Annotated in this window: 19 protein-coding genes and 2 pseudogenes; 10 read left to right on the forward strand and 11 right to left on the reverse strand. The window is 75.6% G+C overall.

The annotated features are described in order from the left end of the window. The first annotated feature begins 21 nt into the window (after positions 1 to 21). Positions 22 to 282 carry a DUF7455 domain-containing protein gene (locus AC1VL8_RS15720; RefSeq protein WP_389230533.1) on the forward strand — a complete coding sequence of 87 codons (261 nt, stop codon included), beginning with the start codon at positions 22 to 24 and terminating at the stop codon, positions 280 to 282. A 281-nt stretch (positions 283 to 563) separates the two neighbouring features. Here AC1VL8_RS15720 and AC1VL8_RS15725 read toward each other — a convergent pair whose 3' ends face one another. The 3 genes from AC1VL8_RS15725 to AC1VL8_RS15735 form a co-directional block, all read right to left on the reverse strand. Beyond that, positions 564 to 2,108, reverse strand: coding sequence for an RNA polymerase sigma factor (locus tag AC1VL8_RS15725; protein WP_483075811.1), 1,545 nt, complete (start codon positions 2,106 to 2,108; stop codon positions 564 to 566). Positions 2,109 to 2,409: 301 nt separating this feature from the next. Continuing rightward, entirely contained in the window at positions 2,410 to 2,808 is a 399-nt protein-coding gene (locus AC1VL8_RS15730) for a universal stress protein (RefSeq protein ID WP_389229766.1), read from the reverse strand. A 127-nt stretch (positions 2,809 to 2,935) separates the two neighbouring features. Further along, a complete protein-coding gene (locus AC1VL8_RS15735) occupies positions 2,936 to 4,195 on the reverse strand; it encodes a DUF4192 family protein (protein ID WP_483075812.1) in 1,260 nt (419 codons plus the stop codon). Between the two features lie 127 nt (positions 4,196 to 4,322). On the opposite strand from AC1VL8_RS15735, the gene AC1VL8_RS15740 reads away from it, so the two are divergent. Then, on the forward strand, positions 4,323 to 4,835 hold the full coding sequence (locus tag AC1VL8_RS15740; protein ID WP_483075813.1) for a hypothetical protein: 513 nt from the start codon (positions 4,323 to 4,325) through the stop codon (positions 4,833 to 4,835). Between the two features lie 93 nt (positions 4,836 to 4,928). Beyond that, on the forward strand, positions 4,929 to 6,047 hold the full coding sequence (locus AC1VL8_RS15745) for a polyprenyl synthetase family protein (protein WP_483075814.1): 1,119 nt from the start codon (positions 4,929 to 4,931) through the stop codon (positions 6,045 to 6,047). A gap of 172 nt (positions 6,048 to 6,219) precedes the next feature. Here AC1VL8_RS15745 and AC1VL8_RS15750 read toward each other — a convergent pair whose 3' ends face one another. Further along, positions 6,220 to 6,657 carry an Rv2175c family DNA-binding protein gene (locus AC1VL8_RS15750; RefSeq protein ID WP_483075815.1) on the reverse strand — a complete coding sequence of 146 codons (438 nt, stop codon included), beginning with the start codon at positions 6,655 to 6,657 and terminating at the stop codon, positions 6,220 to 6,222. 1,340 nt (positions 6,658 to 7,997) lie between these two features. Here AC1VL8_RS15750 and AC1VL8_RS15755 point away from each other — a divergent pair. The 3 genes and pseudogenes from AC1VL8_RS15755 to pknB all read left to right on the forward strand — a co-directional run. Then, positions 7,998 to 8,066, forward strand: a pseudogene (locus AC1VL8_RS15755) (hypothetical protein); the annotation flags it as partial. Positions 8,067 to 8,205: 139 nt separating this feature from the next. Then, positions 8,206 to 8,340: a hypothetical protein gene (locus AC1VL8_RS15760; protein ID WP_483076268.1), complete on the forward strand. Its 135-nt coding sequence runs from the start codon at positions 8,206 to 8,208 to the stop codon at positions 8,338 to 8,340. A 48-nt stretch (positions 8,341 to 8,388) separates the two neighbouring features. Beyond that, entirely contained in the window at positions 8,389 to 10,377 is a 1,989-nt protein-coding gene (gene pknB, locus AC1VL8_RS15765) for a Stk1 family PASTA domain-containing Ser/Thr kinase (RefSeq protein ID WP_483075816.1), read from the forward strand. Between the two features lie 75 nt (positions 10,378 to 10,452). Here the strand turns inward: pknB and AC1VL8_RS15770 are convergent. The 3 genes and pseudogenes from AC1VL8_RS15770 to AC1VL8_RS15780 all read right to left on the reverse strand — a co-directional run bounded on the left by AC1VL8_RS15770 (position 10,453) and on the right by AC1VL8_RS15780 (position 13,953). Next, a pseudogene (locus AC1VL8_RS15770) lies at positions 10,453 to 11,804 on the reverse strand (class II 3-deoxy-7-phosphoheptulonate synthase). After that, entirely contained in the window at positions 11,804 to 13,024 is a 1,221-nt protein-coding gene (locus AC1VL8_RS15775) for a pyrophosphate--fructose-6-phosphate 1-phosphotransferase (RefSeq protein WP_389229791.1), read from the reverse strand. The pseudogene AC1VL8_RS15770 and the gene AC1VL8_RS15775 overlap by 1 nt, the downstream one beginning before the upstream one ends. A gap of 137 nt (positions 13,025 to 13,161) precedes the next feature. Further along, the gene (locus AC1VL8_RS15780) at positions 13,162 to 13,953 is read right to left on the reverse strand and encodes a lysophospholipid acyltransferase family protein (protein ID WP_389229794.1); all 792 of its coding nucleotides are present in this window, start codon (positions 13,951 to 13,953) and stop codon (positions 13,162 to 13,164) included. A gap of 107 nt (positions 13,954 to 14,060) precedes the next feature. Between AC1VL8_RS15780 and AC1VL8_RS15785 the strand changes: the two genes are divergently transcribed. After that, positions 14,061 to 14,708 carry a hypothetical protein gene (locus tag AC1VL8_RS15785; protein WP_483075817.1) on the forward strand — a complete coding sequence of 216 codons (648 nt, stop codon included), beginning with the start codon at positions 14,061 to 14,063 and terminating at the stop codon, positions 14,706 to 14,708. Positions 14,709 to 14,776: 68 nt separating this feature from the next. Here AC1VL8_RS15785 and AC1VL8_RS15790 read toward each other — a convergent pair whose 3' ends face one another. Beyond that, complete coding sequence (locus AC1VL8_RS15790) at positions 14,777 to 15,721, reverse strand: ROK family glucokinase (protein WP_389229798.1); 945 nt, start codon at positions 15,719 to 15,721, stop codon at positions 14,777 to 14,779. A 267-nt stretch (positions 15,722 to 15,988) separates the two neighbouring features. Between AC1VL8_RS15790 and AC1VL8_RS15795 the strand changes: the two genes are divergently transcribed. Continuing rightward, positions 15,989 to 17,800 carry an AMP-dependent synthetase/ligase gene (locus tag AC1VL8_RS15795; protein ID WP_483075818.1) on the forward strand — a complete coding sequence of 604 codons (1,812 nt, stop codon included), beginning with the start codon at positions 15,989 to 15,991 and terminating at the stop codon, positions 17,798 to 17,800. A 33-nt stretch (positions 17,801 to 17,833) separates the two neighbouring features. Here the strand turns inward: AC1VL8_RS15795 and AC1VL8_RS15800 are convergent, their stop codons facing one another. Then, entirely contained in the window at positions 17,834 to 19,165 is a 1,332-nt protein-coding gene (locus AC1VL8_RS15800) for an NYN domain-containing protein (protein WP_483075819.1), read from the reverse strand. 88 nt (positions 19,166 to 19,253) lie between these two features. Between AC1VL8_RS15800 and AC1VL8_RS15805 the strand changes: the two genes are divergently transcribed. Together AC1VL8_RS15805 and AC1VL8_RS15810 are read left to right on the forward strand one after the other, a co-directional pair. Continuing rightward, positions 19,254 to 21,164 (forward strand): DEDD exonuclease domain-containing protein, encoded by a 1,911-nt coding sequence (locus AC1VL8_RS15805; RefSeq protein ID WP_483075820.1) that lies wholly within the window; start codon positions 19,254 to 19,256, stop codon positions 21,162 to 21,164. Positions 21,165 to 21,171: 7 nt separating this feature from the next. After that, a complete protein-coding gene (locus tag AC1VL8_RS15810) occupies positions 21,172 to 21,453 on the forward strand; it encodes an Lrp/AsnC family transcriptional regulator (protein ID WP_389229809.1) in 282 nt (93 codons plus the stop codon). A gap of 255 nt (positions 21,454 to 21,708) precedes the next feature. Here AC1VL8_RS15810 and trpD read toward each other — a convergent pair whose 3' ends face one another. Together trpD and AC1VL8_RS15820 are read right to left on the reverse strand one after the other, a co-directional pair. Further along, complete coding sequence (trpD, locus tag AC1VL8_RS15815; RefSeq protein WP_483075821.1) at positions 21,709 to 22,761, reverse strand: anthranilate phosphoribosyltransferase; 1,053 nt, start codon at positions 22,759 to 22,761, stop codon at positions 21,709 to 21,711. Further along, positions 22,758 to 23,207, reverse strand: coding sequence for a response regulator (locus AC1VL8_RS15820; RefSeq protein ID WP_389229815.1), 450 nt, complete (start codon positions 23,205 to 23,207; stop codon positions 22,758 to 22,760). The genes trpD and AC1VL8_RS15820 overlap by 4 nt, the downstream gene beginning before the upstream one ends. Positions 23,208 to 23,369: the final 162 nt, after the last annotated feature.

Raw genomic sequence — 23,369 nt, forward strand, 5'->3', positions numbered from 1 at the left:
GAACCACCCGCCCCCGACGGGATGGATCCAGGCCGGAGATGGTTGTATGACAACGTGACGGAGACGATCGAGACCACGAACCCGCTGACCGCAGCCGACCGCTGCGACCGCTGCGGCGCTCAGGCCTACGTCCGCGTGCTGCTGCCCGTGGGCGAGCTCCTGTTCTGCGCCCACCACGCCCGCGAGCACGCGCCCAAGTACTCGGAGGTCGCGACCTCCGTGCAGGACGAGACCGACAAGCTCCTCGCCGAGCACGGCGCCGGAGCGGGCGCCGCTCGCTGAGCCGCACCGCGGAGCGCACCTGCTCCGCACCAGGACGACCCCGACGGGCCCGTCCGGCTGACGCCGGGCGGGCCCGTCCGCTGTCCGCGCGTCCCGCGTCCCGCGCATCCCGACGAGTGGTCACGACACGCCGGCGTCGCGGAGGGTCGGCCCGCGTGTCGTGACCACTCGTCGGCGGCGGCGGGGGTGCGGGGGGGTGCGCGGGCGGCTCAGGACGCACCGGCGTCCGGGACGACGACGGGCCCGCCTCCTGGTGGAGGCGGGCCCGTCGTCGGTGCGGGTCAGTCGAGGTAGTCGCGCAGGACCTGCGAGCGGCTGGGGTGCCGGAGCTTCGACATCGTCTTGGACTCGATCTGCCGGATGCGCTCGCGCGTCACCCCGTAGACCTTGCCGATCTCGTCGAGCGTCTTCGGCTGGCCGTCGGTGAGGCCGAACCGCATGGACACGACGCCGGCCTCGCGCTCGGAGAGCGTGTCGAGCACCTGGTGCAGCTGCTCCTGCAGCAGCGTGAAGCTGACCGCGTCCGCGGGCACGACGGCCTCGGAGTCCTCGATGAGGTCGCCGAACTCGCTGTCGCCGTCCTCGCCGAGCGGGGTGTGCAGGGAGATGGGCTCGCGGCCGTACTTCTGGACCTCGACGACCTTCTCCGGGGTCATGTCGAGCTCCTTGGCGAGCTCCTCGGGCGTGGGCTCGCGGCCCAGGTCCTGGAGCATCTGCCGCTGGACTCGGGCGAGCTTGTTGATGACCTCGACCATGTGCACCGGGATGCGGATGGTCCGGGCCTGGTCGGCCATCGCGCGGGTGATGGCCTGCCGGATCCACCAGGTCGCGTAGGTCGAGAACTTGTAGCCCTTGGTGTAGTCGAACTTCTCGACCGCGCGGATCAGACCGAGGTTGCCCTCCTGGATCAGGTCCAGGAACAGCATGCCGCGGCCGGTGTAGCGCTTGGCGAGCGAGACGACGAGGCGGAGGTTCGCCTCGAGCAGGTGGTTCTTCGCGCGACGGCCGTCGCCCGCGATCCACTGGAGCTCGCGCCGGGCCTTCGGCTCGAGCTCGTCGGCGATCGCGGCGAGACGCTCCTCGGCGAACAGGCCGGCCTCGATCCGCTTGGCGAGCTCGACCTCCTGCTCGGCGTTCAGCAGCGCGACCTTGCCGATCTGCTTGAGGTAGTCCTTGACCGGGTCGGCCGTCGCACCGGCGGTGACGACCTGCTGCACGGGCGCGTCGTCCTCGTCGCGGTCGGAGACCACGAAGCCGGCGTCGGTCGACTCCTCCTCCTTGGCGGCGGTCGCCTTGGCGGGCGTCTCCTCGCCCTCGGCGGTCTCGGTCGTCTCCTCGTCGGTCGTCTCGATCTCGACGTCCTCGATCTCGACGTCCTCGAGCTCGACCTCGTCGTCGTCGGACTTCGCCGCGGTCGCCTTCGTCGCCTTGACGGGCTTGGCCGCGGCGGCCTTCGTGGTGGTCTTCTTGGCGGCCGGCTTGGCCGCGGCGGCGCGCGTCTTCCTCGCCGCGGGCGTCGCGGCGTCGTCGCCGGCCTCGGACGAGACGACGGCCTTGGTCGAGGGGCGCGCCTTGGCGGTGGTCGCGGCGGCGACGCGGCGAGCGGGCGGAGCCGTGGTGGGCTCCGAGACGGTGATGCCGGCGTTCGCCAGACCGCGCACGACGGCCTTCAGCCGCTTGGCGTCCTCCACCTGTGCGGCCTCGCACGCCGAGCGCAGGGCGGCGGCGTCGACGCTGCCCTGGGTGCGCCCGACGCGGACGAGGTCCTGCAGGGCAGGGTGCTCGAACTCACGCGGGAGGGTGGGGGTGGGAGTCTGGGGCGTCACGAATGACCTTTCGGCAGCAAGGGACCCGGTTCGGCGCATCGGGTACCTCGATATTGTACCGGCCCGCGTCCCTGCCGGGACCTGCGGAGCGGGCGGCGAGAAGGGCGCTCGCGCATGCCGGTGTACCTGTCAGGAGTGGTCAACGCGCGGGCCTGCACCAGGATTCCCCGACGGCGCACCGGGCGCGCCGTCGCGGGGCAGGACGGCACCACCCGCACGGCCGAGCGCGCGGTCGCGGCGACTCAGCCGTCCGGGTGGCGGCGTCCTGCTCGGCCGGGGTCCGCCCCGGCGAGGGAGGTGCTCAGCTGGGGTCGGGCTTGACCGCGAGCACGGGGCACGGGGAGTCGAGCAGGATCCGCTGGGCGTTCGCGCCGAGGATGAGCTTGCCCACCGGGCTCCGCCGCCGCAGGCCGATGACGATGAGCGACGCCGAGGTCTCCTCCGCCGTGCCGATCAGCGTCTCGGCGACGTCGCGGCCGCCGGGGATCACCCGCACCTCGTGCGGCAGGCCCCGCGACTCCAGCGAGCCGCGGACCTCGTCCAGGGCGGTGGCGAGCTCGGCCTTCTGCTCGTCGGACTCGTCGCCCCGCTCGGTCACGACGACGACGAGCGGCTCCGAGCGACGGACCGCCTCGCCCGTCGCCGCGGTCAGGGCTGCGCGCCCCTCGACCGTCGCCAGGTACCCGACCACGATGCTCATGAGTGCTCCTCGCACGTGTGCTCTGCGTCTACGGCACGGCACCGCCGGCGCGTCGCGCGGGTGCGGCAGTGGACCGTGCCCCGACGGTACCGGAACGTCGTGCCGCGCACGACCGGCCGCGGCGCGCTCAGCAGCGGCGACGCAGCCAGCCCGGCGGCAGGCCCGCGCCGAGCGCCCGCTCCACGAGCTCCGCGAGCCGGTGGCCCGGGTCGTCGTCGAGCGCGCGCTCGACGAGCACCGACGCCCGGACCGCGTCGCCGCCCCACCAGGCCAGCATCGCGAGGAGCGTGAGAGCGGGTGCCTGCCGACCGCGGCGCCCGTGGGCGACCAGCGACTCGAGGAGCGCCTCCCCGGCGTCGACCAGTGCGGCGTCGGGCTCGCGGGCGACGTCCGGGTCCACGAGCGCCCGCAGCGCCTCGCTCACCCGGCGCGGCACGGAGCCGGGCGGGTGGCCGGCGGCGCCGTCGGTGTCGTCGAGGTCCGGATCGACCCCGGGGTCCGGGTCGTCCGGGTCGGCCCACGTCGGTGCGGTGCCTGCGCGCCGGACGAGCACCTCGGGCAGGTCGCTGCCCGGCTCGACCAGCGTCAGCAGCACGGCATCCCGCACGACCGGGTCGTCCAGCGCGGCCTCGAGGCGACCGAGCGCCGCAGGCGCCGCGCCCCCGCCGTCGAGCGCGGACCGCCACGTCGCCAGCGACCGCTGCCGCCAACCGAGCAGGTCCGCCCGCTCGGCACGGCGCAGCCGGTCGTCCGCCCACCGTGACCGCGCGGCAGCGGCGGACCGGCGGGGCGCCGCCGCCGCTGGGGGGATCACGCCGACGTGGTCGCGGGACGCCAGCACCGGGCCCCGCCGAGCGACGAGGCCGGCGACCGCCGCTGCGTCGGGCTCGCGCACGGCCCGGCCGCCGCGCGGGCAGCACGCGGCGTCGCGGCAGTCCAGGCCGAGGTAGCGCCCGCGCGCGACCACCCAGACGTCCACCGGCCAGTCGTCCGTCGGCCGGACCGCGCCGCACGCGGCACGCACGGCGGCGGCGGCCCGCGCGGCACCGGAGGTCGGGTCGGCGCGCATCCCCCGGTCCGGGTCGCGGGGGTCGTCCTGGTCGACGTAGACCACGGCGACCACCTCGTCGGCGCCGTCGGCGGTCAGGTGCTGGGCGGAGCGCCGCAGGGCGCCGGGTCCGGCGGGCGCGAGCACGGTGCGCAGGTCGAGCCGGGCGACCACCCCGACCTCGCGGCGCGCGCCTCGCAGGCCGAGCAGCACGACGCACTCGTGCAGCCGGAACCCGAAGCGGTGCGGCAGCAGCGCGAGCAGGTCGTGCGGGTGGTCGAGCCGGAGCACGGGGCGGGTCGGCTGGAGCGGACGGGGGACGGTGTCGGGTGCGGTCATGACGACACCTCACCCCGGCGCCGCGCCGGGAGCGACCACCGCACGCCCGCTCCTGGGGACGACGCGCGGCACCCCGCGCTGGGGACGGCTCGGCACCCGCCCGTGGAGCGGCACTACGCTGACCGGCGTGCTCGTCCGTCCCCTCGCCGCCGCCCTCGTCGTGCTGACCGCTCTCGCCACCGCGGCCTGCTCGGACGGTGGCGCCGACCCGTCGCCGACCGGTCCGACCGCCGTCGTGCCGGCGCCGGTCGCGTCCCCCACCGAGTCGCTGCTGCCCACCGCCCCGGCCACGTCGAGCTCGGTGGGCGACCTCTCGCCGGGGTTCCCGACGGACGTCGTCGCGCCGCCCGAGGGCAGCGAGATCCTGGTGTCGAGCGCCGAGCCCGACGAGGCGAACGGCCTGACGACGATCAGCCTCAACCTGCGCAGCCCCCTGTCCACGGCCGACCTCGTGGCAGCGGTGCGGGACCAGCTGCTGGCCGCGGGCTTCGCCGAGACGGTCGTGGACCCGGGCGCGACCGGGCTGGCCGCCTCGTCGACGTTCGTCCGCGGGGACGGCGGCGACCAGCTGCTGACGCTCGGGGTGCTCGACCGCGACGGCGTCCGCACGCTCACGCTCGGCGGCACCGTGCGGCTCTGACCCCACCCGGCGGCCGGCGCCGCGCACCACGGCGTAGCGCGGCACGCGAGCGATCCCGGGCGTCGGCCGCGCCCGAGGCCCTAGGCTCGCCGGGTGAGCCCCGCTACCGCACTCGTCGACGCCGAGGACCTCCGCACCCGGGTCGACGCCCTGCTCACCGAGCACGTCGACGCGCTCCTGCCCGAGCTGGTCGCCGCCGGTCAGGGCGCCGCCCCGCTCGCCGAGGCCCTGGGCCACATGCTCGGCGGCGGGAAGCGCCTGCGGGCCGCGTTCTGCTACTGGTCGTGGCGCGCGCACGGCGGCGAGGCCGGCTCCCCCGAGGCCGACGCGGTGCTCCGGGTCGGTGCGGCGCTCGAGCTGTTCCAGGCCGCCGCGCTGTTCCACGACGACGTCATGGACGACTCCGACACCCGCCGGGGCCAGCCGGCCGCGCACCGGCGGTTCGCCGCGCGGCACGCCGCCTCGGGCTGGGCCGGTGACGCGGACCGGTTCGGCGAGTCGGCCGCGATCCTGCTGGGCGACCTGGCCCTGGTGGCGAGCGAGCGCGAGATGATCCGCGCGGTCGAGGTGTTCGAGCCGCGGGTGCGCACCGGGGCGCACGGCGTCTTCGAGCGGATGCGCACGGAGGTGACGGTCGGCCAGTACCTCGACCTGCTCGCGCAGGTGCTGCCGTGGGGCGAGGACCCGGCCGCCGACGAGGCCCGGGCCCGCGAGGTCGTCATCGCGAAGGCGGCGCGGTACAGCGTCGAGCACCCGCTGCTGCTCGGCGCGGTGCTGGCGGGAGCCGACGCGTCGGCGCTCGCGACGACCAGCGCCTACGGCCTGCCGCTCGGCGAGGCCTTCCAGCTGCGCGACGACCTGCTCGGTGTGTTCGGGGACCCCGCGACGACGGGGAAGCCCGCGGGCGACGACCTGCGCGAGGGCAAGCGCACCGTGCTGGTCGCCCGTGCGATGGGGCACGCTCGCGCGGAGGGGGACGACGACCTCGCGGCGGCGCTGCTCGCAGGACTGGGCGACCGCGACCTCGACGACGCGGCGTGCCGGGCGCTGGCGGACCGGATCGACGCCAGCGGCGCGGTCGCCGACGTCGAGGCGCTGATCGCCGACCTCAGCGCGCGGGCGTTCGACGCCCTCGCCGCCGCGCCTCTGCGCGCGGACGGCCGGGAGATGCTCCGCCAGCTCGGACGCGCGGCGGTCGACCGCCGCGCGTGACGCCCGCGCGTCACCACGGAGCATCACGCCTGGGCGCCGCGCCCGCGCGTCACGCCCGGGCGTCGCACCCGCGCGCCGCGCGGCGCACCCGCGCCTGGGCGTCAGGCCGCACGGTCGGCCGGACCGCCGCGGCGGTCCCCGTCACCCCGGACCGGGGTGACGGGTCAGCGGCTCAGGCCAGGACCTGCGCCCGGCGGCGCACCTCGGTCTTGTGGCCGGCGCGCAGGGCGTCGACGGGCCGAGGACCGCCCGGGAGCGTCTCGTCCACGGTGAACAGCCACACGATGGAGTCGGCGGCGGTGAGGCCGACGTCGCCGAGCACGCTCAGCGTGCCCTTGAGCGAGGCGAGCACCGCGGCGCGCGGCGCGGGGAGGTCGTCGTCCTCGTCCTCCTCCCGACCCCGGGGTGCCGCGGGGTTGGCGGCGTCGACCGGCACCAGGAACGCGGCGGGGATGCTGAGCACGGGCGGGTCGCCCCGACGGACTCCGGCGAGCCGGCCCTCCTTGAGCATGCGGCGGACCTTGCCCGGGTCGGTGCCGAGCTCCTCGGCGACGTCGGGGACGGTCAACCAGGCGTCGACCAGGTCATCGGGCTGGGGCTGTGCAGTCACGCGGTCAGCGTACTGACCTCGGGGGTCCGGCGGGGACGGGCGTCGCCGGGACGTCCGGGGGTGCCGTTCACCCCCGCGGCCCACCGTGCTCGCCCGCGGGGGTGATCCCGACCGGGCGAAACCGCTGCTCATCGGGACGAACCGCCCACCCCGCTTCCCAGGTGCGATGCCGTGGACTACCGTCGCTCTCGTCACACCAGTCACACGAGTCACACAGGCCACTGCCTGAACAGCAGCACCACGTCTCCACACCCCCAGGGATCACCACCATGACGCAGACCGCCCTCGCCCTCACGGACCAGGCTGCCCGCACCAGCGGCGACGGCACGCCGACGCGCGCCGCGGCCCGCCGTGGTCGTCGTCTCGCCACCGGGACGGGCGCGATCGCGATCGCCGCCGTCGCGGTCACGGCCACCGGGGGTGTCGCGCACGCGGACGAGCAGTACACCGTGCGCTCCGGCGACACCGTCAGCCACATCGCGTCGAAGCACGGCACGTCCGTGGCCGCGGTGCGCACCGCCAACGGTCTCGACGCCCGGGCGTTCATCCGCGAGGGCCAGACGCTGACGATCCCCACCTCGGGCACCACCGCCCCGGCCGCAGCAACCCCGGCGGCGTCAGGTGGCAGCCACACCGTGGCCTCCGGCGAGACCGTGTCGGCCATCGCGAAGCGCTACGGCAGAACCGTCGCCGCCGTCACCGCCGCCAACGGGCTCGACGCCCGCGCGTTCATCCGCGTCGGCCAGACCCTGACCATCCCCGGCGCCGGCGCCGCGCCCGCCGCCGCCACGCCCGCCGCACCCGCCCCCGCGGCAGGCGGCAGCCACACCGTCGCCTCCGGCGAGACCGTCTCCGCCATCGCGAAGCGCTACGGCACCACCGTCGCCGCCGTCACCGCCGCCAACGGGCTCGACGCCCGCGCGTTCATCCGCGTCGGCCAGACCCTGACCATCCCCGGCGCCGGCGCCGCGCCCGCCGCCGCCACGCCCGCCGCACCCGCCCCCGCGGCAGGCGGCAGCCACACCGTCGCCTCCGGCGAGACCGTCTCCGCCATCGCGAAGCGCTACGGCACCACCGTCGCCGCCGTCACCGCCGCGAACGGGCTCGACGCCCGCGCGTTCATCCGCGTCGGCCAGACCCTGACCGTCCCCGGCGCCGCCGCACCCGCGACCGCCGCGCCGGCTCCCGCCGGCACGACCCTGGTCGGCAACACGTTCCTCGGCCGGACCTACGCGCCGAGCGTCGTCGCGTCGGCCAACGCCAACAAGGCGACGCTGCTGGCGATGGGCGTCCCGTCGAAGGCGGACATGCAGGCGAAGGTGGCCGCGACCGCCCGGGCGATGGGCGTCGACCCCGCGCTGGCCCAGGCGATCGCGTTCCAGGAGTCGGGGTTCAACCACACGTCGGTGTCCCCCGCCAACGCCATCGGCACCATGCAGGTCATCCCCTCGTCCGGCGAGTGGGCCTCGGCAGCTCGTGGGCCGCGACCTCAACCTGATCGACCCGGACGACAACGTCGTGGCGGGCGTCGCCATCCTGCGCCAGCTGGTGAAGTCCTCCCCCGACCTGCCGACGGCCATCGCGTCGTACTACCAGGGCTCGGGCTCCGTGAAGCGGAACGGCATGTTCAGCGACACGCGCCGCTACGTGGCCAACATCCAGACCCACATGGCGCGCTACTGACACGGCGCCTCCCCGGTCCGCGCACCCGGCGCCCGTAGACTGCGGCCCGTGGGAGCAACCGTCACCGATCCGCTCGTCGGCCAGCTGGTCGACGGGCGGTACGAGGTCGTGCAGCGCATCGCGCGCGGCGGCATGGCCACGGTGTACCTCGCCGTCGACCGACGGCTCGACCGCGAGGTCGCCATCAAGGTCATGCACCCGCACCTCGCGGAGGGCGCGGCCGGCGCCGACTTCATCGCCCGGTTCCGCCGCGAGGCGCGTGCCGCCGCACGCCTGACCCACCCCGGCCTCGTCGGCGTGTACGACCAGGGCGTCGACGGCGAGACCTCGTACCTCACGATGGAGTACGTCGACGGCGTGAACCTGCGCCGGCACCTCGCCGAGCGCGGGTCCCTCACGGTGGGCGAGACGCTGGCCGTCGCCGAGCAGGTGCTGGACGCGCTCGCCGCCGCTCACCGCGCGGGGCTCGTGCACCGCGACGTGAAGCCCGAGAACGTGCTGATGGCGTCGGACGGCCGGATCAAGGTCGCGGACTTCGGGCTCGCGCGCGCGGTCACCGAGGTCACCTCCACCACCACGGGCACGGTGTTCGGCACCGTCGCGTACCTGGCCCCCGAGCTGGTCGTCCGCGGCGAGAGCGACGCGCGCACCGACGTGTACGCCGCCGGCGTCCTGGTCTACGAGATGCTCACGGGCACGCAGCCGTTCACCGGCGAGACCCCGATCCAGATCGCGTTCCAGCACGTGAACTCGGACGTCCCCGCGCCGTCCGAGGCCGCGGGCTGGCTGCCGGTGGAGGTCGACGAGCTCGTCGGCGCGCTCGCCTCCCGCGAGCCCGACGACCGCCCGGCGGACGCCGCGGCCGCGCTCGCGCTGCTGCGGCGGACCCGGACCGCGCTGGACGACGAGACCCTGGCCCGTCGTGTCGACGTCCCCCCGTCGGTCGCGCTCCCCCAGGCGACCGACCCCGACGAGACCTCCGGGTCCGACGGCGTCGACGACTCCGGCGCGCTGGACGACGCCGGTGACGCCACGACCCGCATCGACGCACCGGGACGCACCGTCGCGCTGCAGATCGGCGCCGTCGCCACGAACGGCGCCGCCCCCGGCGGGACGGCCGCTCCACGGCGCCGCCGGCTCGCCTGGGTCGTGGCCGCCGTCGTGCTCGTCGCGCTGCTGGGCGGCGGCGCCTGGTGGTTCCAGACCGCCGGGCCCGGCGCCTACACGACCGTGCCCGCCGTGACGTCGCTCACCGAGGAGCAGGCGGTCGCGCGCCTCGACGACGCCGGGCTCGAGGCGGCCACCGTCGAGGAGTTCCACGACACCGTGCCCGCCGGCGACGTGTTCGCGGCCGACCCCGGGGACGGCGACCGGGTCCGCAAGGACGGCACGGTCACGCTGTCGGTCTCGCGGGGGCCGGACCTCGTGACGATGCCCGCGGACGTCGTCGGCCAGCTCCAGGCCGATGCCGAGGCGCTGCTCACCGCCGCGGACCTCGCGGTCGACTACGTGGAGGGCGACTTCTGGGACGACGCCGCCGCGGTCGGCCAGGTGCTCGCGACCACCGACGCGGACGGCAACCCGGTCGAGGCGGGCGCGAGCGTGCGCCGCGGGTCCACGATCTACCTCACGCTGTCCGACGGGCCCGCGCCCGTGACCGTCGTGTCCGTGGTCGGCGCGTCGCTGACCGAGGCGAAGGCGCAGCTCGAGGACCTGGGCCTGCGGGTCGACGCGCAGGAGGCGTTCAGCGACACCGTCCCGGCCGGCGACGTGATCGCGCAGGACCCGGCGTCCGGAACCGCCGGGCACCGGCTCGACACGGTGACGCTGCAGGTGTCGAAGGGGCCGGAGACGGTCCCGATGCCCAACCTCACCGGCAAGCAGTACGACGAGGCGAAGACGATCCTCGAGGGGCTCGGGCTCAAGGCCGAGCGCCGCAACGTGCTCGGCGGCATCTTCGGCACGGTGCGGGACCAGAGCGTCCCGGCCGACCAGGCGGTCCCCAAGGGCTCGACGGTCACCCTCACCGTGGTCTGACCGCCACCCCCGCACAGCACGACGCCCGCACCACCCCCGAGGGGGTCGTGCGGGCGTCGTCGTCAGCCGGGCGGGTCAGCTCTTGCGGAGCAGCTCCACGACCTGGAACGCGAGCTCCAGCGACTGCTGGTGGTTCAGCCGCGGGTCGACGAGGGTCTCGTACCGGCGGGCCAGGCCCGCGTCGTCGATCTCCTCCGCACCCCCGAGCACCTCGGTGACGTCGTCGCCGGTGAGCTCCATGTGCAGACCGCCGGGGACCGTGCCCAGGGCGCGGTGCACCTCGAAGAACCCGGCGACCTCGTCCATCACGTCGGAGAACCGGCGGGTCTTGTACCCGGACGCGGACGTGATGCCGTTGCCGTGCATCGGGTCGCAGACCCAGGTCACGGGACGCCCGTCGGCGGTGACCTTCTCGACCAGCGCGGGCAGGAGCTCACGGATCCTGCTCGCGCCCATGCGGGTGATGAAGGTGATCCGACCCGGCTCGGCGTCGGGGTTGAGCTTGTCGATCAGGCGCAGGGCGTCGTCGGCGGTCGACGTCGGCCGAGCTTGATGCCGAGCGGGTTGTGCACGCGGCTGAAGTAGTCGACGTGCGCCCCGTCGAGCTGCCGGGTGCGCTCCCCGATCCACAGGAAGTGCGCCGAGCAGTCGTAGGCGTGCCCGGTCCGCGAGTCGATCCGCGTGAGCGGGCGCTCGTAGTCGAGCAGCAGGCCCTCGTGGCTCGAGTAGAAGTCCACGGTGCGCAGGGCGTCGAAGTCGGCGCCGCACGCGGCCATGAACCGGATCGCGCGGTCGATCTCCGCGGCGATCTCCTCGTACCGGGCGTACGCCGGGTTGGCCATGAAGCCCCGGTTCCACTCGTGCACCCGCAGCAGGGACGCGAAGCCCCCCGTGGTGAACGCGCGGATGAGGTTCAGCGTCGAGGCGGACGTGTGGTACGCCTCGAGCAGCCGCTGCGGGTCCGGCGTCCGGGCCTCGGGCGTGAACTCGAAGCCGTTGATGATGTCGCCGCGGAACGCGGGCAGCGTCACGCCGTCGCGGGTCTCGGAGTCCGAGGACCGCGGCTTGGCGTACTGCCCGGCCATCCGGCCCATCTTGATGACGGGCAGGCTGGCGCCGTAGGTGAGCACGACCGCCATCTGCAGGACGGTCATGATCTTCCCGCGGATGTTGTCGGCCGTGGCCTCCGCGAACGTCTCGGCGCAGTCCCCGCCCTGGAGCAGGAACGCCTCCCCGCGACCGGCGGCCGCGAGCTGGGCGCGCAGCGCGTCGGCCTCCCCCGCGAACACCAGCGGCGGCAGCCCGGCGAGCCGGTCCGTCACCCGCCGCAGCGCGTCGGCGTCCGGCCAGGCGGGCTGCTGGGTGACCGGCAGGTCCCGCCAGGCCTCGAGCCCGGCGAGGACCGCCGGGTCGGCCTCGACGCTCATCAGTGCGCCGTCGCGGGCACCAGGGGCTGCCCGATGCCCTCCAGGAGCGCGCCGAACCACGGCTGCGCGACGTCGAACGCCTTGCCGCCGGCGATGCGCGGGAACGCGATGGCCTTGAGCCGGTCGCCGTCCTCCTCGTCGTGGCCGATGACGCCGGCCTCGCCGCGCAGGGCGCACTCGACGGCCAGGTCGGTCATCGACTTGATGAGGCGCAGGTCCTCGGCGTTCGCGGCCGCGGCGCGCGAGTAGTAGCCGGACTTCTGGACCATGACCTTCTCGGCACCGAGCTTCTCCGCGAACTGCTTCGCGAACCACTGGCCCGGGTTGATCGTGTCGAGCTTGACGTGGCCGAACGGGTCGCGGGGCACCTCGGCGCCGGACGCCTCGAGCTGCTCGACGATCTCGTGCATGCCCGCGCCCTCGGACAGGAAGATGTTGACGTTCCCCTGCTCGTCCATGATCGCCTTGAGGCGCGCGGCCTCGGCGTCGATGTCGAGGGCCAGCTCGGGCAGGAAGACGGCGTGGATGTCCCAGCGCTCGCGCGTCAGGCCCAGCGCCGGCGCCCACTCCTGGGCGTCGAGCCACGTGCGGTACGCGGCGGCGGACGCGGCCGTCAGCCAGCCGCAGTGCCGGCCCATGACCTCGTGCACGATCAGCATGCGCGGGCCCGAGCGGTGCTCGCCGATGACGTTCGCGGCGAAGCCGGCGGCCTCCTCGGCGGCGGTCCACGCGCCGAGCGACTGCTTGATCGGCACCACGTCGTTGTCGATGGTCTTCGGCAGGCCGACGACCGTCAGGCCGTAGTCGTTGTCCGCGAGGTACGCGGCGAGGTCGGCGGCGGTGGTGTTCGTGTCGTCGCCACCGATGGTGTGCAGCACGTCGACGCCGTCGGCCTTGAGCTGGTCGGCCGCGACCTGCAGCGGGTCCTGGCCCTCCTGGACGAGGCCGCGCTTGACGCAGTCGGCCGCGTTGGTGAGCTTCACGCGGGAGTTGCCGATCGGCGAGCCGCCGAACTTGTGCAGGATCCCGGCCTGCGCCCGCGCCTCGGGGCCGATGACGATCTTGTCCCCGCGGAGCAGCCCGTAGTAGCCGTGCTCGTACGCGATGATCTCGACCTCGGGGGCGATCTCGGTGTACCGCTCGATGAGCCCACCGACGGCCGAGGACAGGCACGGAGCGAAGCCACCCGCGGTCAGGAGCGCGACGCGACGAACCGACATGAGACACACCTCTCGTTGAACTGCACAGCTGGGCGTTCCCAGCCCGCACGTCACTCAAGGCGACGTGGACGGACCGGACCCGGGACCGAGGTCCGGGGTGCGTCCGCACCGGTGGCGCGGACGCGTCTGACGTCATCCTACTGAGACGGCGTCGGGTCCTCCGGCGGGACCGGAACCTGGACATCGGGCACGGCACGGCCGCCGGGGGCGGTCGGCTCGGGCGCGGCGGGGCCGGTGGCGGCGGGGTGGCCGGTGGCGATGCGGGCCTTCTGCGTCGCCGCGTAGATGTCGACGTACTCCTGGCCGGACAGGGCCATGAGCGCGTACATGATCTCGTCGGTGACCGAGCGCAGGATGAACCGGTCGTTCTCCATGCCCTGGTACCGGCTGAAGTCGAGCGGCTCGCCGATGACGACGCCGATCCGGCGCGGGCGCGGGAGGCGCTGGCCGAGCGGCTGGGCCTTGTCGGTGTCGATCATCGCGACGGGGATCACGGGGGCGCCCGACTCGAGCGCCATGCGCGCCACACCGGTCTTGCCGCGGTAGAGGCGGCCGTCGGGGCTGCGGGTGCCCTCGGGGTAGATGCCGAACAGCTTGCCCTCGGCGAGCCGGTTCAGGCCGGTGCGCAGAGCCGCCTCGGAGGCCTTGCCACCGCTGCGGTCCACCGGGATCGTGCCGACGCCGCGCATGAACCCCGCGGTCAGCCGGCCCTTGAGGCCGCGCCCGCTGAAGTACTCGCTCTTGCCGATGAAGACGATCTCGCGGTCCAGCACCAGCGGCAGGAAGAACGAGTCGACGACGGCCAGGTGGTTGCTGGCGAGGATCGCGGCGCCGCTGCTCGGCACGTGCTCCGCGCCGCGCACCCAGGGACGGAACAGCAGGTGCAGCAACGGGCCCACCAGGACCCGCTTCATCAACCAGTAGAACAACCTGCCACCTCTCGCCCTCGTCGCGGGCCGCTGTGCGTCGTCCCCGTGCGCTGTGCTCGTGCCGTGTGCTCGTGCCGTGTGCTCGGAGCCGACTCTAGAGTGCTGCCATGGCCTCGCGTCCCGACCACCCCGCCGACGACCCCGCCCCGGACGGGGACGAGGAGCGCGACGCGGTACCCGGCGGGGCCGGCGACGCACGCGTGTCCGACGAGCAGTGGGCCGCCATCGTGGCGGACCTGCGCGGAGACACGGGCACCGGGGCCCGTCCCGGGAGTGCTGACCCGGCGGATCCCGCGGCCGGGCCCGTGGGTCAGGACGACCCGCGGACCGCGTCCGGTCCCGCCGTAACCTACCCCGTCGCGCCCTGGGTCACCGACCGGCGCGTCGTGCGGCCGGCACGCCGGGACGACGACCCACCCACCACCGGCGCCGAGGGCGTCGGGGCGACCGGCCGCGACTGGGACGCCACGGACCGGATGGACGAGGCCGAGCGGGAGGTCGACGCGGCGGAGCACTTCTCCCCGCCCGAGCCGGGGCCGGTGCTCGGCGGCGACCCGCTGCTGACGATGGCGTGGCTGGCGGTCGCCGGCGTGCCGCTGCTCTGGCTCGTGGTCGTCGTGGCGTGGCGTGACGCGCCGTCGGCGGTCCTGCAGGCGTCCGGCGTGGTGCTGCTGCTGGGCCTGGGCGTGCTGCTGTGGCGGATGCCGCACCGGCGCGACGACGACCACGACGACGCCGACGGCGCGGTGGTCTGAGCGCGCCGACGGCGCGGTGGTCCGAGCGCGCCGACGGCGCGGTGGTGCGACCGCGCCGGCGGCGTCCGTCAGCGGCGGGCGAGGTCCGCGGCGCCGACGATGCCCGCGTCGTTGCCCATCGAGGCGAGGGCGAACGTGGCCTCCGGGCGGTGGCCCCGGGCGGAGAGCTGGTCGAGGAACCCCCGGCGAGCCGGGGCGAGCAGCAGGTCGCCCGCGGCGCTCACGCCGCCGCCGATGACGACGATCGCGGGGTCGAGCAGCGCGGCGACGGACGCAGAGCCCTCGCCGATCCACCGGCCGAGCTCGGCCAGCAGCTCGACGGCGAGCGGGTCGCCCTCCTGCGCGGCCTGCGTCACCTGCGGGCCGGTGAGGTCGTCGGCGTCGCCGCCGGCGAGCTCGCGCAGCCGCGCGCCGCGGTCGGGCTGGGTGATCAGCGCGGACTGGGCGTCGCGGACGAGCGCGGAGCCCGACGCGTACTGCTCCCAGCAGCCCTCGTGGCCGCAGCCGCAGTAGTGCCCGCCGGGGACCACGCGCATGTGGCCGACCTCGGCCGCCACGCCCCACGCGCCGCGGACCAGGTTGCCGGCGACGACGAGCGCGCCGCCCAGGCCGGTGCCGATGGTCAGCATGAGCATGTCCTGCACGTCCCGCGCGGCGCCGAACCGGAACTCGGCCCAGCCGGCGGCGTTCGCGTCGTTCTCGACGACGATCTTCACCTCGTCGCCGATCTCCTTCGCGACGATGTCGCGCAGGGGGTGCTCGCGCCACGGCAGGTTCGGGGTGAACAGGACCGTGGCCTGGTCGGCCGCGATGAACCCGGGGGCGGCGAGGCCGATCGCCCCGACCTCGTGCTGCTCGGCGAGCTCCTGGCACGCCTCGATCACGCCGCGGTCGACGCTGGCGGAGTCGCGCGGGTCGGTGTCACGACGCGTCTTCGCGATGATCCGGCCGTCCTCGTCGACCACACCGGCGGCGATCTTCGTCCCGCCGATGTCCACACCGATGGCGTGCATGCTGCCCTGCTTCCGCGTCAGAGTTCTGCGTCACGCACGCGCGCGGGCCGTCGGTCCCGGGGATGGACGCACCGGGCGCCGGCGGCAGCCCTGCGCGCGTGCGCCCCCACGCTAGCGTGCAAACCAGGCGTCCTTGCACACGCTCCCAGCGCGCCCTGCCGTCCGGTGCACGCACGTGCGGGTGACGTCGCGACCCGTTCCCTGCATCCGGGACCTTGGTCCCTTATGCTGCGCAGAACCTTCCGACCTCTGACAATGGAGCCAGACATGGAGGAGTTCAGCACCCCCCTGCTCGTCGACGCCGGTCCCCGCGAGAACCTGCTCGACCTGCTCGACGCCCGCGTCGACGCCACCGGCGACGGCCCGCTCATCGAGTACAAGACGCCCGGGACGGGCACCACCTGGCACACCGTGGGCGCACGCGACTTCGACCGCCGCGTCCGCGCGGTCGCCCGCGGGTTCGCGGCGCTCGGTGTGGCCCCCGGCGACCGCGTCGGCATCATGTCCCGCACCCGCTACGAGTGGACGCTGCTCGACTGGGCGCTCTGGCGCGCCGGCGCGGTCCCCGTCCCCGTCTACGAGACGTCGTCCGCGGAGCAGGTGCACTGGATCCTGACCGACGCCGAGGTCACCCTGCTCGTCGTCGAGGACGCCGCGCACGCCGCCACGGTCGCGGAGGTCCGCCCCGAGGCGCCGCTGCTGCGGGACGTGCTCGTCATCGAGGACGGCGCGGTCGCGCACCTCGAGGCCGCCGGGACGGGTGTCCCCGACGACGAGCTGGACCGGCGGGCCCGGTACGCCGGCCGCGACGACCTCGCGACCCTGATCTACACCTCGGGCACCACCGGCCGGCCCAAGGGCGTCGAGCTGACGCACGGCAACTTCGCGGTCCTCGCGCGCAACGCGGTCGAGGGCCTCGGGGAGGTCGTCGCGACGCCCGGCGCGCGGACGCTGCTGTTCATGCCGCTGGCGCACGTGTTCGCGCGGTTCGTCGAGGTGCTGTGCGTCCCGGCGGGCGCGGTGCTCGGGCACACGCCCGACACCAAGCAGCTCCTGACCGACCTCGCCGAGTTCCAGCCGACGTTCATCCTGTCGGTGCCCCGGGTCTTCGAGAAGGTCTACAACTCCGCGGAGCAGAAGGCGGCCGCCGCCGGGAAGCTGAAGATCTTCCACTGGGCCGCCCGCACCGCGATCGCGTACTCGCGGGCGCAGGACACCGGCGGCCCCGGCCTCGCCCTGCGCGCCCAGCACGCCCTCGCCGACCGGCTCGTGTTCCACAAGCTGCGCGCGGCGATGGGCGGCCGCATCGAGTGGGCGATCTCCGGGGGCGCGCCGCTGGGCGAGCGGCTCGGGCACTTCTTCCGCGGGATCGGCGTGCGCATCCTCGAGGGCTACGGGCTGACCGAGACGACCGCCCCCGCCACCGTCAACCTGCCCACGAAGACCCGGATCGGCACCGTCGGGCCGCCGCTGCCCGGCACGTCCGTGCGGATCGCGGCCGACGGCGAGGTGGAGGTCCGCGGCCCCCAGGTGTTCACGCGCTACCACCACAACCCCACGGCCACCGCGGAGGTGTTCGACGACGGCTGGTTCCGCACCGGCGACCTCGGGTCCCTCGACGAGGACGGTTTCCTGCGGATCACCGGCCGCAAGAAGGAGATCATCGTCACCGCGGGCGGCAAGAACGTCGCCCCGGCGGTGCTCGAGGACCGGCTGCGCGCCCACCCGCTGATCAGCCAGGTGGTCGTCGTGGGCGACGGCCGGCCGTACATCGGGGCGCTCGTCACGCTCGACGCCGAGGGGCTGCCCGGGTGGTGCGCCGCGCACGGGCGGCCCGCGCTGACGGTCGAGCAGGCCGCCCTGGACCCCGAGGTGATCGCGTCGATCGACGAGGGCGTCGAGCGGGCGAACCGCGCGGTCTCCCGGGCCGAGTCGATCCGCCGCTACCGGATCCTGGACCGCGACCTCACGATCGCCGGCGGGCACCTGACGCCGAAGCTCAGCGTCCGGCGCACGCACGTGCTCAAGGACTTCGCCACCGACGTCGAGGCGATCTACCGCGAGGAGCACGCGGGCTGACGCGACGCCGGCCGACGACCCTCCTGGCGCGCCTCAGACCCGCCCGAGCCGCGCCAGGAGGGTCGCGGACGGCAGCACGCGCGCGCCCGCGGCCTCCAGGTCCGCCCCGAGCGCGCGGTCGCTGGTGACGACCACGACCACCCGGCCGGTCGGCTCGGCGCGCACGAGGCGGCGGATCAGGTCGTCGGCGATCTCCCCCGACGAGAACAGCACCCGCACGCCCCGCGGCGTCGACGGCGCGCGCTCCGGCGGCGCGTCGTGGCCGTCGAAGCAGCAGGTCATCTCGGCGCCCGTGCGGCCCGCGAGGTTGGCCAGGCGCTCGACCAGGCGCCGCCGCTGCTCCGCGAGCGACTGGTCGGGCCAGGCGAGCTTCGTGACGTTGTAGCCGTCGACGACGAGGTGGGCCCGGGGCATCGCCAGCAGCTCGTCCAGCAGGGCCGGGTCGTCGGCACCGCGCCCGCGCGAGGTGGGGCGGGCCGCCGCCGGCACGTGCTCCGGGGCCACCAGGTCCGCGGGCATCCGGCCCGCCGGGGGCAGCGCGAGCTCGGTGCGCAGCGCCGCGCCGGCCTCGACCACGGTGTCGAGCAGCAGCCGCACCCGCACCTCGGCGAGCTCGCGGAGCACGGCGGCGTCCGCGCGCGCGGTCCGGGCCAGGTCGTCCGCGCGACGGCGGTCCTCGTCGGCCTGGGCACGCACGCGCGCGGACTCGGCGTGCACCCGCTCCGCCGCCGCCGCGACGTCGGCCGCGTGCTCGGCGGACCGCCGGGCCTCCGCGCGCGCCCGGTCCGCGTCGGAGCGCAGACGGCGCAGCTCCTTGCGCAGCGCGGCCAGCTCCGCCTCCGCGGCGTCGGCGCGCGTCGTCTCGGCGGCGACGCGGGCGGTGAGGCGGCGCAGCTCGGCGTCGGCGCGCTCGGCGCGGGCGGGGTGGTCCGTCGAGGGCGCGTCGGCGGGGTCGGACGCGGGCGGGACGAGGGCCGCGACGCGCTCCGTCCAGCCGTCCGGGCGGAGCAGCACGGCGCCGACGGCGAGGGTGAGCGGGTCGGGGGTGTCCGAGGGATCGGGGGCGTCGGCCGCGTCCGAGGCCTCGGGGGCGCCCGTGGAGTCGGGGACGTCCGGGGCGAGCAACGTCGCGGCGGCGGCCGGGTGCGCCTGCGACCACGCGCGGGCGACCTTCGCGCGGAAGCCGTCGTCCTGCTCGACCGCCGACCACAGCGGCCCCGCGCCCGCGTCCGCCCGCCGTCGCGGCGCGAACCGGCGCACGGCGCGCAGCGGCACCGGCACGGCCGCGACGTCGAGCGCGCCCAGCACGTCCGCGGCGAGCGCCAGCACGGTGGTGCGCACGGCGGCGGGGACGGGGGCGGGCATGTCCGCCACCCTAGGGGTCGCCCCCCGTGGCCGGCGCCGGGCCGGCGGGAGCGCGGGCGTGTCGGACCCCGCCGCTAGCGTGCCGGTCATGTCCCGCCGGTCCCCCGTCCCCCTGCGTCCCGAGCCCGCGCCGCCCCTCACCGGGCGCCCGGTCCAGGTGACGCTGGAGGACATCGGCACGCCCCTGTCGGACGTGACGTTCGTCGTCGTCGACCTCGAGACGACCGGTGCCGCGCCGGGGAGCTCGGCCATCACGGAGATCGGCGCGGTCAAGGTGCGCGGCGGCGAGGTGCTGGGCGAGCTGCAGACCCTCGTCGACCCCGGCGGGCCCGTGCCCGCGCAGATCCAGGTGCTCACCGGCATCACCACGTCGATGGTGATCGGCGCCCCGCGGATCGAGGCGGTCCTGCCGGCGTTCCTCGAGTTCGCGCAGGGGTCGGTGCTGGTCGCCCACAACGCGCCGTTCGACGTGGGGTTCCTCAAGGCCGCCGCCGCGGCGACGGGGCACGACTGGCCCGCGTTCCCGGTCGTCGACACCGTGCGGCTGGCCCGGCGGGTCGTCACCCGCGACGAGGCCCCCAACCACAAGCTCGGCACGCTCGCGGCCCTGTTCCACGCCACGACGACCCCCGAGCACCGCGCCCTCGCCGACGCGCGCGCCACGGTCGACGTCCTGCACGCCCTGCTCAGCCGGCTCGCGCCCCTCGGCATCACGCACCTCGAGGACCTCGCGACGGCGTCCGATCCGGTGCCCGCCGACGTCCGCCGCAAGCGCACCCTCGCGGACGGGCTGCCCGACGCCCCCGGCGTGTACCTGTTCCGCGGCCCGAAGGACGAGGTGCTGTACGTCGGCACGTCCACCTCCCTGCGCACCCGGGTGCGCTCGTACTTCACCGCGGCGGAGAAGCGCTCCCGGATGCGGGAGATGGTGCGGATCGCCCAGGCCGTGACGCCGGTGGTGTGCGCGACCCCGCTGGAGGCGCAGGTCCGCGAGCTCCGGCTGATCGCCGAGCACTCCCCCCGCTACAACCGCCGCTCCCGCTCCCCCGAGCGCATGCCGTGGATCCGGCTGACCGCCGAGCCGTTCCCCCGCCTGTCCGTGGTCCGCGACGTCCGCGCCGACGCCACCCACATCGGCCCGTTCGCCTCCCGGGGCGCCGCCCAGACCGCGCTGGAGGCCCTGCACGACGCGTTCGCGATCCGCCGCTGCACGACCCGGCTGCCGCTCGTCCCGGCGCCCGGCGCCACCGCCTGCCACCTCGCGGAGATCGGCCGGTGCAGCGCGCCGTGCGTCCGCCCCGAGGCCGCGGCCGAGTACGCCGCGACGGTCGAGCGGGTCCGCGGCGCGATGCTCACCGACCCGGCCGAGGTCGTCGACGCGCACGCGGGGCGGATCCGGGCGCTCGCCGGCCAGGAGCGCTTCGAGGAGGCCGCCGGGGTCCGCGACCGGCTCGCGGCGTTCCTGCGTGGCGCGGCCCGGTCCCAGCGGCTCGCCCCGCTGGCGTCCTGCGCGGAGCTCGTCGCCGCCCGGCGCACCGACGTCGGCGGCTGGGAGGTGGTGCTCGTCCGGCACGGCCGGCTCGCGGGCACCGCGCTCGTCCCGCCGCGCACCGACCCGCAGCCCGCGATCGACTCGCTGCGCGTCACCGGCGAGCACGTACCCGCACCCGTCCCGCCCGCGCCCGCGGGCCACCCGGAGGAGGCCGACCTGGTCCTCGCGTGGCTCGGCCGGCCCGGGGTGCGGATCGTCAGCGTCAGCGAGCCCTGGGCGTACCCGGTGCAGTCCGCCCAGGCGCGGACCGACCCCGCGGAGGCCGTCGCGGCGCACTCCCCAGTCGAGGCCGCGGTGGAGAGCGCGCTCGACGTGCTCGACGACCCGCTGGACGGCACCGGCCACCTCGACGGCAGCGCCGGCCGCGACATCCGGTTCACCGCCGAGGCAGCCCGTGGGACGCACCGGACCCAGGACCCGGCCACGGGAGCCGCCGGCGCGGCATGATGGCGTCATGCTGACCGCCATCGTGCACATCGACACCGACGCCGCCCGCATCCCCGAGGCCGCCGCCGCCATCGCCGAGATCCCCGGTGTGAGCGAGGTCTACTCCGTCACCGGCGGCGTCGACCTGATCGCGATGGTCCGGGTCCGCGAGCACGAGGAGCTCGCCGACATCATCGCCGACCGCGTCAGCAAGGTCCCCGGTGTCGAGCGCACCCAGACCTTCATCGCGTTCCGGACGTACTCCCAGCACGACCTCGACCAGGCGTTCGCCCTCGGCCTGGAGGACTGACCCCGGGCGGGTCAGCGCCGGGCTCGGCAGCCACCCCGCGACCAGCTCGCGCTGCGCAGCGCTCCACCCACCCCACGAGAGGTCACGACACGCCGTCCCGCAGTCCCGTCACCCAGCGTGTCGTGACCTCTCGTGGGGGTGAGCGGGGCGCCGAGGTGACAGGACGCGCCTCTGCGGAGGTGCGGGCGTGGACGCGCGGAGTGCCATCTCGGCGAGCGCTGGGCGGGGGCGCGGCGGGGGGGGTGCGGCGGGGGGTCAGGCGGAGGCGGCGCGCCAGCGGGCGAGGACGTCCGCGGCGGCGCCCTCGTCGACGGAGCGGCGCGCGTTCTCCAGCCCCGCCGCGAGGCGCGCGACGAGGTCGCCGCCGGACGCGCCGGTGCCGGGCAGGCTGCCGTCCGCGACGAGCGCCGCGGCGGCGTTGAGCAGCACGGTCTCCCGGGACGGGACGTGCTCCCCCGCGAGGACGGCACGCGCGACGCCGGCGTTGAACTCCGCGTCCGCGCCGCGCAGGTCCGCGACCGTCAGGCGCGTGAGCCCCAGGTCGGCGACCGGGTCGAGCGCGTGCTCCGTGACCTCGCCGCCCTCGACGTGCCAGATCCGTGCGGTCCCGGTCGGCGCGAGCTCGTCCAGGCCGTCGTCGCCACGGAACACCAGGGCGTCGGTGCCGCGGCGCGCGAGCACCCCGGCGACCAGCCCGGCCATCCGCTCGTCGGCCACGCCGATGGCGGCGGCCGCGGGCTGCGCGGGGTTGGTCAGCGGGCCGAGGAAGTTGAACACCGTGCGGATGCCGAGGTCGCGGCGGGCGACGGCGACGTGCCGCATCGCCGGGTGGAACGTCAGGGCGAAGCAGAACGTGATGCCGACCTCGGACGCCAGCTCGGCGACGCGCGCGGGCGTGTGGTCGAGCCGGATGCCGAGCGCCTCGAGGACGTCCGCCGACCCGGAGGACGACGACGCGGCACGGTTGCCGTGCTTGACGACCCGCACGCCGGTGCCCGCGATGACGACGGACGCCATCGTCGAGACGTTGACGGTGTGGGCGCGGTCGCCGCCGGTGCCGACGATGTCGACCGCCCGGCCGGGCACCTCGAACCGCAGCGCGTGCGCGAGCATCCGGTCGGCGAGGGCGGTGAGCTCGGTGACGGTCTCGCCCTTGGCCCGCAGCGCGGTGAGGAAGCCCGCGATCCGTGCCGGCGACGCCTCACCGGACATGATCTCGTCCATGGCCCAGCCGGTCTGGGCCTCGGTGAGGTCCCCGCGCTCGACGAGGGTCGTCAGCAGGTCGGCCCAGGTGACGCCGGTCGTCATGCGCCGGGCGTCGCGGGCAGCAGCCCGGCGACGGCGGCCTGCAGCTCGACGGGGTCGAGCGGCTGGGACACGACGGCGTCGGCGTCGGACCACGCGGCGAGCCACGCGTCCTGCGGGCGGCCGGTGAGCACGAGCACGGGCGGGCAGCCGAACACCTCGTCCTTGACCTGCCGCGCCAGGGCCATGCCGCCGACCTTGGCGGCCTCCCCGTCGAGCACGAGCAGGTCGTACGTCCCGGTCTCGGCCTGCGCGAGCGCGGCGGCGGCCGTCGCGACCTCGCTCCACCGGATGTCCGGGGCGCCGCGGCCGAGCCGCCGGCCGACGCCGAGGCGCACCTGCGCGCGCGTGTCGGCGTCGTCGCTGTAGAGCAGGATGCGGGGGCCCTGCGCCGCGACGGTTCCGTCGTGGCGGTCGGCGGCCAGGTCAGCGGCCAGTTCTGCAGACATCGCGGTCCTTCGTCGGGCGTCCGGGGCGCCTCGCGCGCGTCCCTGCCCTGCATCTTGGCACGCCGCGGACCCCCGGGACCCGGGACGACCGGCGCGCCGCGCCCGCCGCGCGATCACGCGGGATCGTGCCCGGGATGTGCGCGGATCGAGGTGACGGTGTGA

The sequence above is a fragment of the Cellulomonas sp. KU4C genome, from assembly GCF_056868065.1.

Coding starts and splice junctions, on each gene's coding strand:
- AC1VL8_RS15720 (WP_389230533.1), top strand. CDS start 22: ATGGATCCAGGCCGGAGATGGTTGTATGACAACGTGACGGAGACGATC.
- AC1VL8_RS15730 (WP_389229766.1), bottom strand. CDS start 2,808: ATGAGCATCGTGGTCGGGTACCTGGCGACGGTCGAGGGGCGCGCAGCC.
- AC1VL8_RS15735 (WP_483075812.1), bottom strand. CDS start 4,195: ATGACCGCACCCGACACCGTCCCCCGTCCGCTCCAGCCGACCCGCCCC.
- AC1VL8_RS15775 (WP_389229791.1), bottom strand. CDS start 13,024: ATGTCGGTTCGTCGCGTCGCGCTCCTGACCGCGGGTGGCTTCGCTCCG.
- AC1VL8_RS15785 (WP_483075817.1), top strand. CDS start 14,061: ATGGCCTCGCGTCCCGACCACCCCGCCGACGACCCCGCCCCGGACGGG.
- AC1VL8_RS15790 (WP_389229798.1), bottom strand. CDS start 15,721: ATGCACGCCATCGGTGTGGACATCGGCGGGACGAAGATCGCCGCCGGT.
- AC1VL8_RS15795 (WP_483075818.1), top strand. CDS start 15,989: ATGGAGGAGTTCAGCACCCCCCTGCTCGTCGACGCCGGTCCCCGCGAG.
- AC1VL8_RS15800 (WP_483075819.1), bottom strand. CDS start 19,165: ATGCCCGCCCCCGTCCCCGCCGCCGTGCGCACCACCGTGCTGGCGCTC.
- AC1VL8_RS15805 (WP_483075820.1), top strand. CDS start 19,254: ATGTCCCGCCGGTCCCCCGTCCCCCTGCGTCCCGAGCCCGCGCCGCCC.
- AC1VL8_RS15810 (WP_389229809.1), top strand. CDS start 21,172: ATGCTGACCGCCATCGTGCACATCGACACCGACGCCGCCCGCATCCCC.
- trpD (WP_483075821.1), bottom strand. CDS start 22,761: ATGACGACCGGCGTCACCTGGGCCGACCTGCTGACGACCCTCGTCGAG.
- AC1VL8_RS15820 (WP_389229815.1), bottom strand. CDS start 23,207: ATGTCTGCAGAACTGGCCGCTGACCTGGCCGCCGACCGCCACGACGGA.